The following is a 14751-nucleotide window of genomic DNA, read 5'->3' on the forward strand; positions in this document are numbered from 1 at the left end:
GCAGGCGCTCAGGGCTCGTCCGGCGCCCCCGGGTCGGCGGGCTTCGCGCCGATGAGCTCGCTGAACGTCTGCACGACTTGATCGTGGTATTCGCGGATCAGGATCTCGATCATGTCGGATTCGGGGAGTTCGATCTCGGTTTTCGACTCCCATAGTTCCAGGAGCTGCCGGCACAGGACCACGTGACCGGCGGGTTCCACCGGATCGTAAAAGGCTTGGCCTGCTTCGGGAATGGAAATCAGCATCTCGCCGACGGTGTTGAACAGGCTCAGATAACCCGGCTTGCCGAGCGCGGCGAAGACGCAGCGCAGCATGTGCAGCTCGGCGGCCATGATGTCGGCCAGTTCGGATTTCTCATCCCCGACCAGCAATTCGAGGCGGCCGAGGGCGTGCACCGCGCGCGACATGTCGTAGCGGCGGGGATCGGCGGCTATCGCGTGCAGGGCCTGCATGACCAGCATGTGGTCGACGTCGATGATGTCGGCGAAGATCCGGGCGGCGCGATCCGGCACCCGATGGGCGAAGCGGAACATGAAACGCCAGGTGTCGATGCCGCCGTAGAGCTGGATGTCGCGCACCAGATAGCCGAGGCCGCGGCGCGCCTCGACGAAGCCGAGCGCGGCCAGCCGGCCGAGGGCGCTGTTGGCGGTCGGCGTGCTGACGCCGAACTCGGCGGCCACCTGACGCACCGACGGCAGCAGCTCACCGGGCTGGTAGCTGCCCGCCGCGACGCGGTAGGCGAGCTGCTCGGTGATGTCGTCGACGATCGTTGGTGTTGCCACGCCGGGATTCTTCCAGGACTCCGGTCTGGGCTGCGCCACCTGGGCGTCGACGGACGGGCCGGCGGGCGATGTCGTCGCACCGCCGGCCGGCCGCGTCGTGATCACCGTCGGATCGCTCATGCTCCCGATACGAGTCGACGGTCGGCGGACACCTGCTGCTTCTCGTAGCGATAGTCGTCCAGCGGGAACTTGCGGTTGCCGCGCCGGGCCTCGAAGAAGCCGGACGGACGCAGATAGGTGCTGTCGCCCTGGGAGTTCCGGTAGTAGGTCGGCACGTGCGCGTTGAGCTCGTTGAAGTAGAACCGCACCGCCGCGGCCCGCTGGAGGGTGCGCGCGTGGTAGGCGTCGTGCGCCTCCTGCCGTACCTCCACGACGACCGCGTTGCGGCGCAGGCCCTCCTTGATCGCCCGCACGGCGTGGTCGGCCGTCATCTCGACGAAGGCGTGCCAGCCGCTACCGGTCCACGAGTACGGTCCGACCAGGGTCCACCGGTTCGGCAGGCCCGGCACCGAAACGCTCTGGTAGGCCTGCATGCCGTGCTCGGTGTAGAACTTGCCGAGGTCGAATCCGTTGCGCCCCACGATGGTTCCCGGCCGGTAGGTCTCCGGATCGGAGAACACCTCGTAACCCGTGGCGAGCACGATCATGTCGAACCTGTGCTCGACGCCGTCACGGGTCTTGATGCCGCGCGCGGTGATCTTCTCGATCGGGTCGGTGGTCAGGGTGACGTTGTCGCGGTTGAACGCCTTGAGGTAGCCGTTGGACATGGTCGGGCGTTTGGCGACGACACCGAAGTTCGGCGCGAGCTGCTCCTGAGTGGCCGGGTCGTCGATGATCCGGTTCAGGTAGCGGCGGTAGGCGGCGATGGTCCACCGGTCGAACGCGGTCACGGTCGGGCGCACCACGCGCATCGGCGCCGCGACGGCGGCCCGCAGCACTAGGTCGGCGACCACCAGCACACCGCCGTGCACGACCGCCTGCAACCCGGGCACGCCCAGCACGCGCTTGCCCGCAGGCGGCATGGCGAAGTCGGGCTTGGGCAGCGACCACACCGGAGTCCGCTGGAAGACACCGAGTTCGGCGACCTCGGGCGCGATCGACGGAATGATCTGCACCGCACTGGCGCCCGTGCCGATGATGCCGACCTTCTTGCCGGTGTGGTCGTAGTCGTGGTCCCAGCTGGACGGGCGCTGGATCTTGCCCTTGAACGACTTCCAGCCCGCGATGCCCGGATCTTCCTTGGGCCGGACGAAGGCGCCGACCGCGCTGATCAGGAACCGGGTGGTGATGATCGTCCCGTCGGCGGTGTGCAGCTTCCAGTAGTTGCCGGTGTCGTCCCACTCTTCGCGCAGGACGTTCGTGTTGAACCGCAGGTGCGGGTAGAGGCCGAACTTGCGGGCCACGCCCATGTGGTACCGCTTCACCTCCGCACCGTAGGGAAACACCCGGCTCCAGTCGGAGTTGCGGGCGAACGAGTACTGGTAGGCGATGGCCGGAATGTCCACGCCCAGACCGGGATAGGTGTTTTCCTGCCAGCTGCCGCCGACCTCGTCGGCGCGTTCGATGATGACGAAATCGCGGACGCCGGCCTGCTTCAGTTTCACGCCGGCCGCGAGTCCGCCCGGCCCCGCGCCGATTACGGCGACCTGGTGATCGGGGGTGCTGACCTCGTCCGGCAGCGGAGTCGAAAAGTTCACGGTCGTTGTCTTTCTCGTAGCTGGGTGGGTACGGATGCGAGCAGGGTGCGCCCGACGCGTTCGAGTTCGGGTCCGGTCGCCACCCGCATCACCGCGCGGTGGGCGGTCGGCGACAGGCGGGACAGGTAGTAGGACAGCCAGGCCTCGAGCCGAATGGGCTTGATCGCCTGGTTCTTTCGGATCGCGGTGGCGATGTGGCGACCGGCCTTGTCCGGATCCATGGCGATCAGGGCCATGGCCCGGGCGACGACCTCCTTGGTGGTGTCGGCCTCGCCGTCGGTGAGCGTCGCCATCGATGCGGTGTCGGCGAGATGGGTGGCGATCAGGCCGGGACAGACCGCGGTGACCCCGATCCTGTGCTGCGCGAGTTCGGCGCGGAGGCAGTCGCTGAAGTGTTTGACGGCGTATTTGGAGACGCAGTACGGCGTGCCGAGCCGGTAGGGCGCGAAGGCGCCCATGGACGCGATGTTGACCAGGTGCCCGCCGCGGCCGCGTTCGACCATCTGCGCGCCGAAGATGCGGCAGCCGTGGATCATTGCCATCAGGTTGATGTCGATGATCCGGTGCAGGTCGTCGAGCGGGATGTCCAGGAACGGACCGCCGACGAGGATGCCCGCATTGTTCACCACCACGTCCGGCACGCCGTGCTCGGCGCGGATCTGCTCGGCGAACGCGGTCAACGCCACGGTGTCGGCCACATCCAGGCGATAGGCGACGGCCTTTCCACCACTCGACTCGATGATGGACACGGTCTCGTCGGCGCCCGCACGATCGAGGTCGGCGACGATTACCGTCGCACCCTGTGCGGCAAGCGCTTTCGCGGTCCCGCGACCGATGCCGCTGCCCGCACCCGTCACGACGGCGACCCCTGGCTCGAGGTTCACCGCGCCGCCTCGATCTGGGTCACGGGGTTGTCCGGGTTGTCGACCCCCTTGCCGGTGCGGAACGGCACCCGATCCGCGAGGCGATCGACGCGATCGAGGAATCCGTATTCCCCTATGGCGGTGTGGATATCGGGCTTGGCCACCGCGGTCATCATCGCGCGCACCGGGCCGGGGAACCAGCGCGCGAGCGGGTACGAGATCCGGGCCTCGAGTCGAATGGGCTCGACCGCCACATTGCGGCGAATGGCCCGCACGATGATGCGGCCCGCCTTGTCCGGATGCATGCCCAGCAGCGCTTGGCCTTTGAGCATCGTCTTGCGCGTGGTCGAGGACTGCTGCTCGTCCAGCACGGCCGACATGCGCGCGGTGGCCGAGAGATTGGTGGCGATCAGGCCGGGACAGACCGCGGTGACCCCGATCCGGTGCGATGCCAGCTCGGCCCGCAGGCATTCGCTGAAGTGCTTCACCGCGTACTTGCTGATGCTGTAGGGCGCGGTATACGGGGCGGCGGCGAACGCCGCCATGGACGCGACGTTGACCAGATGCCCGCCGCGGCCGCGCTCCACCATCTGCGCGCCGAAGATGCGGCAGCCGTGGATCATCGCCATCAGATTGATGTCGATGATGCGGCGCAGGTCCGCCGGCGGCACGTCCAGGAACGGCCCGCCGACCAGGATGCCCGCGTTGTTGACCACCACGTCGGGCACGCCGTAATCGCTGCGGACCTGCTTGCCGAATTCCTCCAGCGCGGCGGTGTCGGCGACGTCGAGCCGATACGCCGCCGCCAGGCCGCCGAGCCGGCGGATCTCCTCGGCCGCGTCCTGCGCGGTATCGAGATTGATATCGGCGACAACGACTTCCGCGCCGACCGCCGCGAGCGCTTTGGCGGTGCCGCGGCCGATGCCGCTGCCCGCGCCGGTGACCACCGCGATGCCGGGATGGAAGGGTTTCATGTTCGTCCTCGATTCGACGGAAGGGTCAGGCGGCCCGGGTGCGGCGGGCGAACCGGCGCCGGGCCGGAACACGCTGCACCGCACCGTGGATGGTGCGCTGGTTGAACGCGCCGATCTCGCCGATCGCCTGCCTGGCATCCGGCAACAGGTCGGCGGCGGCGTGGAAGACGTGAATTGCCTTGTCCCATATCTGCATCGTGCAGGGCACGCCGGCCTCGGCGCAGCGCTCGGCGAGCGCCTCGGCATCCGGCAGCAGCACCTCGGTGGAGCCGACCTGGATGAATACCGGTGGCAGGCCGGTGAAATGGTGGTTCACCGGGCTCAGCTGCGGGTCGAGCGCACCGTCCACCCACATGCCCAGCCGGGCCGGAAGGGCCAGTGCGGCCGAGCTGAGCATCGGATCGAGCCGATCGTTGGGATGCGCGTCCCGGCGGGACCGGTCGTAATCGGCCCACGGCGCGATCGCCACGATCGCGGCGGGCATGGGCAAGCCGCGCTCGCGGGCGGCCAGCGCCAGACCGAACGTCAGTCCGCCACCGGCCGAATCGCCCGCGAAGATGACGCGTTCGGGTGGAAAGCCTTGCGCGAGTAGCCATTCGTAGGACTCGACGCAGTCCTGGATGGTGTCGGCGAGGCGCCCTTTCGGCAGTTGCCGATAGTCGACGTTGAATACCGGCATGCCGCTGGCCCGGCCGATCCGCGCGACCAGGCGACGATGCGAGTTCAGCCCGCACGCGACCAGCCCGCCGCCGTGGAAGTAGAGGATCGCGCTGTCCTTGACCTCCGTCGGATTCGGGGTGTCGCGATGCCATACCCACTCCGCCCGGAACCGCTCGAAAAGCGTTGACCGGGTGCGTGTTCCGCGCGGCGGGAGCAGCGGCGCGGCCAGCGGGTCGAGCAGGTTGCTGACGTGGAAGTTGCGCGCGTCGCGGAACGGAATCCCGCGGCTCGCGAGGGCCACGATGGCGTTCATCCCCATCCGCAAGGTCGCGTAGGACAGGGGATGCGCGATACGCAGCGCGAGGCTCGCGCGGCGCGGCAGTTCGATCGTCACAGTCGAAGCAGGGGGCCGGGCCAGTGTGCGTGGCGTGGTCGGCATGTGCGTCTCCTTCTTCCCGGCGGCATTGCCGTTGTCTACACTGTGTAACACAGTGTAGGTTGTCTGGGACAGTAGCACGAGGGAGTGCTCAGCGGAACTGAGGTAGAGATGACCGAGTTCAACGACAAACTGGTGATCGTGACCGGCGCGGGCAGCGGAATCGGCCGGGAGACCGCCATTCGATTCGCGAAAGCCGGTGCGCGAGTGGTCGTCAGCGATGTCAACAAGGACACCGCACACGCCACCGCGGAGGCGATCGGCCGACACGCCTACCCGTACGCGGTCGACGTCTCAGACGATTCGGCCATGACCGCCTTCGCCGCCGAAGTACATGAAGCGCACGGCGACCCGTCCGTGCTGGTCAACAATGCCGGCTACACCACGGCCGGTCCGTTCCTCGGGCACAGCGTCGAGGACTGGGACCGGATCATGGGCGTGAACTTCTGGGGCGTGGTGCACGGCAGCCGCCTGTTCGGGCGGCAGATGCTCGACGCGGGCCACGGCGGGCGGATACTGAACGTGACCTCACCGGCGGCGGTGCTGCCGATTCCGCTCAGCACCGCGTACTGCACGAGCAAGGCGGCCGCGCAGATGCTCACCGAATGCTTGCGCTTGGAGTTCGCCGGCACCGGCGTCGGCGTCACGGCGGTGCTGCCCGCGTTCATCAACACCGGGTTCTATCCGAACGCGCAGATCGTCGGTCTCGACGAAGAGCAGGGCGTCCGCGGCCGGAACATCTCGGTGCTGGCCGCCGGTCTGGTGGCGCGCAGCCCGGAGACGGTGGCGCGCAATATCGTTCGCATCGCCGGTCGCAATCCCGCGATCGCGCCGACCCCGTTCGAGGCGCGGGTCGCCTGCGCGGCGGGCCGGGTTTCCCCCGCGGGCGCGCGCCTCGCCGCCCGGTTCATGGACATCGAAGGACTGCTGGGCACGGCCGAGCGATTCGTCCCCGACGCGATCCTGCGTCGCCTCGACGCCGCGGCCGCCCGCGCTGTCGCAGCTCGCGACTAGCAACGAGTTCGACTGTCCCATCCCCTGTTTCGAGGAAGTAGATCGATATGCCGAACAGCTCTGGCGAACCGACCCCGGACCACGAGGTGCTCATCATCGGGGCCGGTTTCGGCGGCGTCGCCACCGCGATCGAACTGCGCCGGGCCGGAATTCACGATTTCCTGCTGATCGAGAAGCACGACGGCATCGGCGGCACCTGGCACATCAACACCTATCCCGGTCTGGCCGTGGATATTCCGGCGATCTTCTACAGTCTGTCCCGCATGCCGTTCACCACGTCGAGCCGGTTCTTTCCGCCGGGTCACGAGATCAAGCAGTACATCGAGGGCGTTGTCGACGCCTATGGCCTGCGCCCGAAGATCCGACTGAACACCCGGGTCACCGCGGCCAGGTGGGACGAGGAAGCTCATCTGTGGCGCGGCACGCTCGACAACGGTGAGGAGCTGACCGCCCGATTCGTCGTCGGCGCGCTGGGAATTCTCGAAGAGCCGAAACTGCCGGACATCCCCGGCGTGCAGACCTTCGCGGGTAAATCGGTGCACACCGCCCGCTGGGACCACGACTACGACTACGCGGGCAAGCGCATAGCGGTCATCGGCACGGGCGCGACGGCGCTGCAACTGATTCCGGAGCTGGCGAAGATCGCCGGCCATCTCACCGTGTTCCAGCGCACCCCGATCTGGTTGGCGCCCAAGCCCGACTTCCGCATCGACTGGGGGCTCGACCGGTTCCTCGGCCGGGTCACCCCGGTGCGCAAGGCGATCCGGGCGGGCATCGCCGCCGGCATCGATGTCGGGCTGGTCGGCGGCCTGCTGTCGATGCGCCGGATGCCGCAGTTCATGCCCTACCTCACCCGCGCGGGCGGGGCGCTGTACCGGGCCTGGCTGCGCGATCCGGAACTGGCCGAAAAGCTCACGCCCACCTATGCGCCGGGCTGCAAGCGGCCGTCGATGTCCAACGACTACTTCAAGACTTTCAAGCAGAAGGACCGCGTCGCGCTGATCACCGAGAAGATCGAACGGATCACCGAATCCGGGGTGATCACCGCCGACGGCGTCGAGCACGAGATCGATGTGCTGGTGTGCGCCACCGGTTTCCGGGTGTGCGAGCGCGGGTTCTCCCCTGTTTTCAGCGTTTACGGCGAATCCGGCGAAGAACTCGGCGACTACTGGCACGAGCACAACTACCACGCCTACCAGGGAGTCAGCGTGGCCAACTGGCCCAACCTGTTCCTGGTCGGCTGCGGGCCGAACACGATCATCCCCAGCTCGATCCTGGTCACCATCGAGAACAACGCGGCCCACGCGCGCCGGGCCATCGTCGAAGCCCGGAAGCGAAACGCGACCAAGGTCGACGTCACCAAACAGGCCTACGACGATTTCGCCGAATTCTGCCTGCGCCGCACCGAGGGATCGATGTGGGTCACCGAACCCTGCGCCGGCTCCAACACCTACTACGTCAATTACCAAGGCCAGCTGGCCATCCGGCCCACCACCGGAATGAACCAGTGGTGGGGCAACCGGCACTTCCCGTTCCGCGATTACACCTTCAGCACGCGCCTGCCGCGCCCGGTCGCCGCTGCGCTGCCGGAGGCGGTCGCCGTCTCCTGAGCGTCAGGAAGCGCTGCCGGTGGACGGGCGCGACCGCCGCCATTCGCAGCGGTCGTGGTCGGCGTCGGGACGGTCCGCGCCGTTGCGAGCACAGCCCTCGGCGGTGTAGCCGTCCCGGTCGTAGCCGGATCTGTCGTAACCCCACCGGTTGTAGCCGAAGCGGTTGTAGCCGAATCGGTCGTAACCGAAGACGTCGTAGCCGTCCGCCCCGTAGCGATCATCGCCGGGACGATCATGGCCGGGGCGATGGTGCGGACCGGTGGCGAGCGTGCCGTCCGGGTTTGTGCAGCCGACCTCGGACGGCGTGTGGCACGGGATGGCGGACGCCGCCGGAATGATGACCGCGGCGGGCGCCAAGGCCAGAGTCGCGGCGACCACGGTCCGTACCAGGACCCGTCTGGCCCCACCGGAAAGCACACTGTTCATCCATCGACCTCTTGTCCACCGGGAACGCGCACATCGCGTTCGAAAATTGCGAAAACCCTTCCCGCCGGAAGTTTTTCCGGTCACAGGCGGGTTTCTAATGCATTGGCTTGCAGTGGTTTTCAGTTCGCCAGCGCTATACGTTGAAAATATCCGAAACGAATCTGTCTCCGCCTCAGGGGAATCCCCCATTTCGTCATCCGTCGGTGGACGTACTCTTCCCGATGAATCGCGCGGCCAGCACACCGTTTTGCCCTCCGTCCGCTATTGCGACCGATCGGTCGGACTTATTGCGATAGGATGATCCACATGACGAACAGGCACCCCGCCGACGGGCGCCGAGCACGCGGCGACCGGTCCAGAACGGCGGTCCTCGACGCGGTGGTCTCGATGGCCTCCGTCGCGGGACTCGGCGCGCTGAGCATGGGTCAGGTCGCCGCCGAGGCAGGGGTGAGCAAGTCCGGGCTGTTCTCGCTCTGGCGGGACAAGGAAGAGCTGCAACTGGCGGCCATCGACCGCGCCCGCGCGCAGTGGGCCGAGCGGGTGGTCGCGCCCGCGCTCGCGGCCCCGGCCGGCGTGCCCCAGCTGTGGGCGCTGCACGAATCGCGCCTGGCGTTCTATACCGACCTGGTGCTGCCCGGCGGCTGCTTCTTCGTGGCCATCCAGCACGAGTTCGACGACCAGCCCGGCGCGGTGCACGACCGGCTCGTCGCTCTGGCCACCGAGTGGGATGCGTTCGTGCACTCCATCATTCGCACCGCGCTCGACACCGGCCAGCTGCGCCCGGACACCGACCCCGGCGTCCTCGCCTTCGAACTCGACGCCCTCGGCTACGCCGCCGTCAGCCGCGCCCGCCTGCTCGAGCACGACGCCACCTTCGCTCAAGCGCGGGCAGCCATGCTCGGACGACTGCGGGCCTACAGCACCGATCCGTCGATCCTCCCCCGATCCTGATCTCCAGACCGCCGACTGCGTCCGCCTGGAACTGATGGGTCGGCCCGGGCCTGGCGCTTCACCTGAGCGGCAGCGCGGACGACTATCTGCGCAGTCTGCGGACACTCGGGTAGCCGCTCGATCGATGCGCCACCGCGAGGGCGTATGTTCGAGAGGTAATTTCCCTGCCGCGAATAGGCAGAAGGGGTGGTGCGAGGGTGCAGGCCGAGCCAGCGAGACCCGCCGATCGGGTTCCCGTCATAGCGCCGGATTCGACCAGGTTGCATACGTTTTCGACCAGTAGACCGCCGGGTCTGCGCTGCGTGGGTCAGGTCGACCTCGCCACGCATGACGCGTGGGAAACCGCACTCGCCGAACTACCCGTGGCTCCGGACATCCATTTGGAGTTGTCCGAGCTCACATTCATCGACACGCACGGCACCCTGATACTGGTAGAAGCCACGAATCAGGCGGCGAAGGGGCGCCGGGTCGTGCTGCACAACCCGCCCGTGACGCTGGTCCGCATCCTGGAGCTGTTCTGGCCGTCGCTCCCGACAATCGAGGTAGACCGCGCATGACCGTCACCACCGCCGGACCACCCGCCGCCGATCCCTTCTCGCACCCGGCGCTGTTCTACAGCAACACCGAGGAGTACCTGGCGGGCACTGTCGGGTTCATCCGCAAGGGCTTGGCCAACGACGAACCGGTCGCGGTCTCGGTCCCCGGACCGAACCTGGAGCTGATCCGCGCCGAGCTCGGCGCCGACGCCGACGCGGTCCGGCTGATGGACATGACCGTCGAAGGCCGCAATCCCGGTCGCATCATTCCGGGTGTGCTGCGCGCGTTCGCCGACACCCACCCGACCGGCCGGGTGCGGATCATCGGCGAACCGATCTGGGCCGGGCGTTCCGCGACGGAGTATCCGGCGTGCGTCCAGCACGAGGCGCTGATCAATGCCGCGTTCACCGGTCGCGAGGTCACCATCCTGTGCCCGTACGACACCGAACGCCTCGACCCGACCGTCCTGGTAGACGCGCACACGACCCATCCGACGCTGATCGACAGCGACGGCGAACGCCCGAGCGGCGCGTACGATCCCGACCGCATCTTCGCCTCCTACAACAAGCCCCTGGCGCCGCCGCCGGCGATCGCGCAGGTGCTCGCCTTCGATGCCGGCACGCTCACCGAGGCCAGGCACCGCGCGGGCGAGTTCGGCAAGCGGGCGGGCATGCTCGACGACCGCGTCATCGATCTGGAACTGGTCATCGCGGAAACCATCACCAATTCGGTGGTGCACGGCGGCGGCCGCGGCTCGCTGGCGCTCTGGCTCGAAGGCAGGCAACTGCGCGCGCAGGTCCGCGATGCCGGCCACATCACCAATCCCCTCGCGGGCCGGCTCCCCCCGCAGCCGTTCCAATTCGGCGGCCGCGGACTGCTTTTGGTGAACCACCTCTCCGACCTGGTCCGCATCCACACCGGCGTGCACGGCACCACCATCCAGATGGATCTGCGCCTGGCCTGAGTGGCCGAAGCCGGGCGTGGCACGCGACGGTCGTGCTACGAAACATCATGACCACGTTCGTAGATATCTCCGTCCCGCTGCGATCCGGCATCACCTCCGACCCGCCGGGCCTGCGCCCGGAGATCGAATACCTGGACCACAACGACACCGTGGCCGACATGCTCGCCATGTTCCCCGGCGCCGGACCCGAAGTCCTGCCCGACGGCGAAGGCTGGGCCCTGGAATGGATCCGGCTGACCACCCACTGCGGCACCCACCTGGACGCGCCGTACCACTACGCCTCCACCATGGACAACGGGCAGCGCGCGATCACCATCGACGAGGTGCCGCTGGAGTGGTGTTTCCAGCCCGGCGTGAAGCTGGACTTCCGCGCCCTGCCCGACGGATACGTGGCGACCCCCGACGATGTCGATGCCGAACTGGCCCGGATCGGGCACACGCTCAGCCCGCTGGAGATCGTCATCATCAACACCAGCGCGGGCACCCGCTACGGCGAGGACGACTACCTCACCCGCGGCTGCGGCATGGGCCGGGACGCGACATTGCACCTACTCCGGCAAGGCATTCGAGTCACCGGCACCGACGCGTGGAGCTGGGACGCGCCGTTCGGTTACACCGCGCGCCGGTTCGCCGAGACCGGGGACGGCTCGATCATCTGGGAAGGACATAAGGCGGGGCGCGATATCGGCTACTGCCACCTGGAGAAGCTGCACAACCTGGAAGCGTTGCCCGCCACCGGATTCCGGATCTCCTGCTTCCCGCACAAGATCCACGCCGCGTCCGCGGGGTGGACCAGGGCGGTGGCGATCATCGAGGACTGACCGCTCGAAAAGCCTTCCGGCGCTGTCACTTACCGGTGAAGTTCGTCTTCCGCCGCTCGAGGAACGACTGAATGCCCTCCGCGCCGTCGGCCGTCGCGAAGAGCTTGGTGACGTCGCCCACGAGATGTTCGGCCGCGGCGGCGTTGCCTTCGTCGCGGGCGCGGTGCGCGGAGGCGAGGATGGTGCGCACACCCAATGGCGCTGAGTCCTAGGCGATTTCGGTGGCCAGGGCGCGTGCCGCGGCGAGCGCCGTCGCGGCATCCGGGGTGATCTGCTGGATCAGGCCGATGCGGTGAGCCTCGGCGGCGTCGAACTCGGCGCCGGTGAGGACCCAGCGCATCGCGTTGCCCCAGCCCGCTTCCCGCCAGAACCGCAGGGTCGCGCCGCCGAACGGATAGATGCCGCGCCGGACCTCCAGCTGACTGAACCGGGTGCCCTCGGCGGCGATCCGGACGTCGGCGGCCAGCAGCAGCTCGATGCCGATTCAGCTCTCCGCCATCAGCCGTTCGAGCAGGCCGGCCGCGTACTCGATCCGCGCATCCTCCAGTTCGGGCCTCGGATAGGTGGAACGGAAGATCGCCTCGCCGTCGAACATGTGCACCACCGAGGTGGCCAGCAGTCGGGCCACCTCGACCGGGAGAGCTGGGGTCAGTGCCGCCACCGCGACCCGCTCGACGTCGTCGAGCAGCGCGGTCGCCACCGGGGCGAGCCTGGCCCGCAGTTCCGGCTCGGTGCGCGCGGCGACCAGCAGCTCGAACCAGACCGTGTTGGTCTCCTGCCGGATCTGATTGCGGGCCCGATGCAGGATATGGGTCATGTTCAGCGGCTCATCGGTGTTGTCGCGGGCGCGAATATTCTCGAACGCGAGCATGTGCCTGCGGCCGACCTCTTCGGCGGCGGCCACCACCAGATCGGTGCGCGAGTCGAAGTGCCGGAAGATGCCCCCCTTGGATACCCCGGCCCGGCGGCTGATCTCGCCGAGCGAGGCATTGTGATAGCCGACCTCGGAGATGGCCTCGATGGTGGCCTCGACGAGCTTGCCGATGGTGGCGGCGCGGCGCTGGGCTTGGGTTCGGCGCGGTGGCGCGGTCACCGCACCTGGGACCGGAGGAAACGCCCGGTGCGGTCGGTGCCGAGGATCGGCGCGGGCGTGCCGTCGCCGAAGACGTACCTGCCGCCGATGAAGACGGCCGAGACCGCCCCGTCATTGCGATTCACCATGCGAGACAGGTTGTCATACTGCGCGACGGTGCTCTCGGCGTAGGCGTCCAGCGAGGCGTCCAGGTGCGCCGGATCGATGATCACCAGGTCCGCGCGATCACCCTCGCGCAGGTGCCCGGCGTCGATGCCGTACCAGTCGGCGAGCTCGCCGGTGAGCCGGTGCACCGCGCGCTCCAGCGAGATGAACGGCTGCCCGGACTGCTCGGCGTCGTGCGCGCGGCGCAGGAAGCGCAGCCCGAAGTTGTAGAACGCCATGTTCCGCAGGTGCGCGCCCGCGTCCGAAAAGCCCAGCTGTACACCGGGATCCGCGCCCAGTTTGGTCAGGAACTTGGGCCGGTGATTGGAAATCGTGGTGCGCCAGCGCAGTTTGGTGCCGTGCGCGACCACCAGATCGAGGAACGCGTCCACCGGATGCACGCCGCCGCGATCGAGGCCGACCTGTCCGAACGTCTTGCCGATCACCGAATCATCCGGGCAGGCAACGATTTCGGCGTCGAAGAAGTCGCGGTGCCAGACCCGCAGCCCGAACTTGGTGTCGTAGTCCTTGCGGAACTGCCGCCGGTACGCCTCGTCCTGCATCAGGGCGTCGCGCTCGACCTGATCGGCGAGGTGCAGCGCCGCGGCGCCGGAGCCGAACTCCTCGAAGATCACCAGGTCGATGCCGTCGGCGTACACCTCGAACGGCACCGGCAGGTGCTGCCAGCGGAAGTCGCCGCCGAGCGCGTTCAATGCGCGGGCGATCGGGCCCATGATGTAGACCAGCGCCGGGTTGGCCTTGATGTCGGCGGCCGAGAGCAACGTGGTCTTCAAGCGTTTGCGGAAGATGCCCAGGCTGCTCAGCGTCATCGCGGCGATGCTGCGCACCGAGGCGATGTCCGGACCGGCCTGCAACACCCGGCGTCGCCGGCGCAGAATCGCGTTGAGCCGCCGCCGTTCCCGCGCCTTGGCATAGGTCGACGGCAGGGTGCGCGAGCGGCAGGTGTCGCCGTCGATCTTGTCGAAAAGCAACTGCTGCTGCGACATTCCGACGAAGCCGGCGTCGAGCGCCTCGGTCAGTGCCGTTTCCATCGCCGCCTGCTCGGCCGCGGTGGGCCGGACCTCCTTGCGGGTGGCGCGATCGAGCCCCATCTGTGCGGTCCGGATGTCCGAATGACCGAGCATCGCGGCGATATTCGGGCCGAGCGGCAGTTCCTCGAGCGCCGTGATGTATTCGCGCGCCGACCGCCAGGTCTTGGTCTCCTCGATGGTATCGATGACGTGCTTGCGCGGGATCGCCTCGACCCGGCCGAACAGGTCGCCCGCGTCGGTCGGCCCGACGTGCACGGTCGAGAGCGAGCACGAGCCGAGCAGCACCGTGGTGATGCCGTGGCGCACCGACTCGGCGAGCGCGGGCGTCTTCAGCACCTCGATGTCGTAGTGCGTGTGGATGTCCACCATGCCGGGGACCACCCACTTGCCCGCGGCGTCGATGACGTTCGGGCAGTCCGTCTCGTCGAGCGGCTGCGCCGATACCGCGACGACGCGATCGCCGCGCAGTCCGAGGTGACGGGTCGCGGAGGCCGAACCGGTGCCGTCGAACCAGCGGCCGGCCTTGATGATCGTGTCGTAGCTCACTCACACATTGCAACCGATCGGTTGCTAACCGTCAAGGATGAGTTCTCACAACCCTCCGCGGACGGCGGCGAGCAATGATTTGCTGTCGCGTTACTAATGGCCTGCCGAGCGGCAATCGGTATCGGTCATCCTCGTTCGATCAGTGGACTTGAAATGGTCAATGGCGTGATTCGACTCAATT

Annotated in this window: 14 protein-coding genes and 1 pseudogene; 6 read left to right on the forward strand and 9 right to left on the reverse strand. The window is 67.9% G+C overall.

What is annotated here, in order from left to right:
- Window positions 1-8: 8 nt before the first annotated feature.
- From F3087_RS19475 to F3087_RS19495, 5 genes are read right to left on the reverse strand one after another with little or no spacing between them, the layout of a single operon-like run.
- The gene (locus F3087_RS19475) at window positions 9-902 is read right to left on the reverse strand and encodes a GntR family transcriptional regulator (RefSeq protein WP_150403428.1); all 894 of its coding nucleotides are present in this window, start codon (window positions 900-902) and stop codon (window positions 9-11) included.
- On the reverse strand, window positions 899-2479 hold the full coding sequence (locus F3087_RS19480) for a flavin-containing monooxygenase (protein WP_223885204.1): 1581 nt from the start codon (window positions 2477-2479) through the stop codon (window positions 899-901). Before F3087_RS19480 ends, F3087_RS19475 begins: the two co-directional genes overlap by 4 nt.
- Window positions 2476-3363 carry an SDR family NAD(P)-dependent oxidoreductase gene (locus tag F3087_RS19485; RefSeq protein WP_191094052.1) on the reverse strand — a complete coding sequence of 296 codons (888 nt, stop codon included), beginning with the start codon at window positions 3361-3363 and terminating at the stop codon, window positions 2476-2478. The genes F3087_RS19480 and F3087_RS19485 overlap by 4 nt, the downstream gene beginning before the upstream one ends.
- Window positions 3360-4316 (reverse strand): SDR family NAD(P)-dependent oxidoreductase, encoded by a 957-nt coding sequence (locus F3087_RS19490; protein ID WP_191094053.1) that lies wholly within the window; start codon window positions 4314-4316, stop codon window positions 3360-3362. Before F3087_RS19490 ends, F3087_RS19485 begins: the two co-directional genes overlap by 4 nt.
- Window positions 4317-4341: 25 nt before the next feature.
- The gene (locus F3087_RS19495; protein WP_150403673.1) at window positions 4342-5415 is read right to left on the reverse strand and encodes an alpha/beta hydrolase; all 1074 of its coding nucleotides are present in this window, start codon (window positions 5413-5415) and stop codon (window positions 4342-4344) included.
- Between the two features lie 108 nt (window positions 5416-5523).
- On the opposite strand from F3087_RS19495, the gene F3087_RS19500 reads away from it, so the two are divergent.
- Window positions 5524-6426 carry an SDR family NAD(P)-dependent oxidoreductase gene (locus F3087_RS19500; RefSeq protein ID WP_150403431.1) on the forward strand — a complete coding sequence of 301 codons (903 nt, stop codon included), beginning with the start codon at window positions 5524-5526 and terminating at the stop codon, window positions 6424-6426.
- 47 nt (window positions 6427-6473) lie between these two features.
- Window positions 6474-8036, forward strand: a complete 1563-nt coding sequence (locus F3087_RS19505; protein WP_150403432.1) for a flavin-containing monooxygenase — start codon at window positions 6474-6476, stop codon at window positions 8034-8036.
- A gap of 3 nt (window positions 8037-8039) precedes the next feature.
- Here the strand turns inward: F3087_RS19505 and F3087_RS19510 are convergent, their stop codons facing one another.
- Window positions 8040-8462: a hypothetical protein gene (locus F3087_RS19510; protein WP_150403433.1), complete on the reverse strand. Its 423-nt coding sequence runs from the start codon at window positions 8460-8462 to the stop codon at window positions 8040-8042.
- A gap of 306 nt (window positions 8463-8768) precedes the next feature.
- On the opposite strand from F3087_RS19510, the gene F3087_RS19515 reads away from it, so the two are divergent.
- The 4 genes from F3087_RS19515 to F3087_RS19530 all read left to right on the forward strand — a co-directional run bounded on the left by F3087_RS19515 (window position 8769) and on the right by F3087_RS19530 (window position 11735).
- Window positions 8769-9413 (forward strand): TetR/AcrR family transcriptional regulator, encoded by a 645-nt coding sequence (locus F3087_RS19515; RefSeq protein WP_150403434.1) that lies wholly within the window; start codon window positions 8769-8771, stop codon window positions 9411-9413.
- 302 nt (window positions 9414-9715) lie between these two features.
- Window positions 9716-9970 (forward strand): STAS domain-containing protein, encoded by a 255-nt coding sequence (locus F3087_RS19520; protein ID WP_223885205.1) that lies wholly within the window; start codon window positions 9716-9718, stop codon window positions 9968-9970.
- Window positions 9967-10914 carry a sensor histidine kinase gene (locus F3087_RS19525; protein ID WP_150403435.1) on the forward strand — a complete coding sequence of 316 codons (948 nt, stop codon included), beginning with the start codon at window positions 9967-9969 and terminating at the stop codon, window positions 10912-10914. Before F3087_RS19520 ends, F3087_RS19525 begins: the two co-directional genes overlap by 4 nt.
- A 47-nt stretch (window positions 10915-10961) precedes the next feature.
- Window positions 10962-11735 (forward strand): cyclase family protein, encoded by a 774-nt coding sequence (locus tag F3087_RS19530; protein ID WP_150403436.1) that lies wholly within the window; start codon window positions 10962-10964, stop codon window positions 11733-11735.
- Window positions 11736-11760: 25 nt separating this feature from the next.
- Here F3087_RS19530 and F3087_RS47455 read toward each other — a convergent pair.
- From F3087_RS47455 to F3087_RS19545, 3 genes and pseudogenes are all read right to left on the reverse strand, one after another.
- Window positions 11761-12219, reverse strand: a pseudogene (locus F3087_RS47455) (enoyl-CoA hydratase-related protein); the annotation flags it as partial.
- A complete protein-coding gene (locus F3087_RS19540; protein ID WP_150403437.1) occupies window positions 12220-12828 on the reverse strand; it encodes a TetR/AcrR family transcriptional regulator in 609 nt (202 codons plus the stop codon).
- Complete coding sequence (locus tag F3087_RS19545) at window positions 12825-14570, reverse strand: N-acyl-D-amino-acid deacylase family protein (protein WP_150403438.1); 1746 nt, start codon at window positions 14568-14570, stop codon at window positions 12825-12827. Before F3087_RS19545 ends, F3087_RS19540 begins: the two co-directional genes overlap by 4 nt.
- Window positions 14571-14751: the final 181 nt, after the last annotated feature.

It is taken from the genome of Nocardia colli (assembly GCF_008704205.1).
Classification (GTDB): domain Bacteria; phylum Actinomycetota; class Actinomycetes; order Mycobacteriales; family Mycobacteriaceae; genus Nocardia; species Nocardia colli.

Excerpts from the sequence above, each read along its gene's own strand:
- F3087_RS19525 (WP_150403435.1), top strand. The coding sequence starts at position 9,967 with ATGACCGTCACCACCGCCGGACCACCCGCCGCCGATCCCTTCTCGCAC.
- F3087_RS19475 (WP_150403428.1), bottom strand. The coding sequence starts at position 902 with ATGAGCGATCCGACGGTGATCACGACGCGGCCGGCCGGCGGTGCGACG.
- F3087_RS19505 (WP_150403432.1), top strand. The coding sequence starts at position 6,474 with ATGCCGAACAGCTCTGGCGAACCGACCCCGGACCACGAGGTGCTCATC.
- F3087_RS19490 (WP_191094053.1), bottom strand. The coding sequence starts at position 4,316 with ATGAAACCCTTCCATCCCGGCATCGCGGTGGTCACCGGCGCGGGCAGC.
- F3087_RS19530 (WP_150403436.1), top strand. The coding sequence starts at position 10,962 with ATGACCACGTTCGTAGATATCTCCGTCCCGCTGCGATCCGGCATCACC.
- F3087_RS19515 (WP_150403434.1), top strand. The coding sequence starts at position 8,769 with ATGACGAACAGGCACCCCGCCGACGGGCGCCGAGCACGCGGCGACCGG.
- F3087_RS19510 (WP_150403433.1), bottom strand. The coding sequence starts at position 8,462 with ATGAACAGTGTGCTTTCCGGTGGGGCCAGACGGGTCCTGGTACGGACC.
- F3087_RS19495 (WP_150403673.1), bottom strand. The coding sequence starts at position 5,415 with ATGCCGACCACGCCACGCACACTGGCCCGGCCCCCTGCTTCGACTGTG.
- F3087_RS19500 (WP_150403431.1), top strand. The coding sequence starts at position 5,524 with ATGACCGAGTTCAACGACAAACTGGTGATCGTGACCGGCGCGGGCAGC.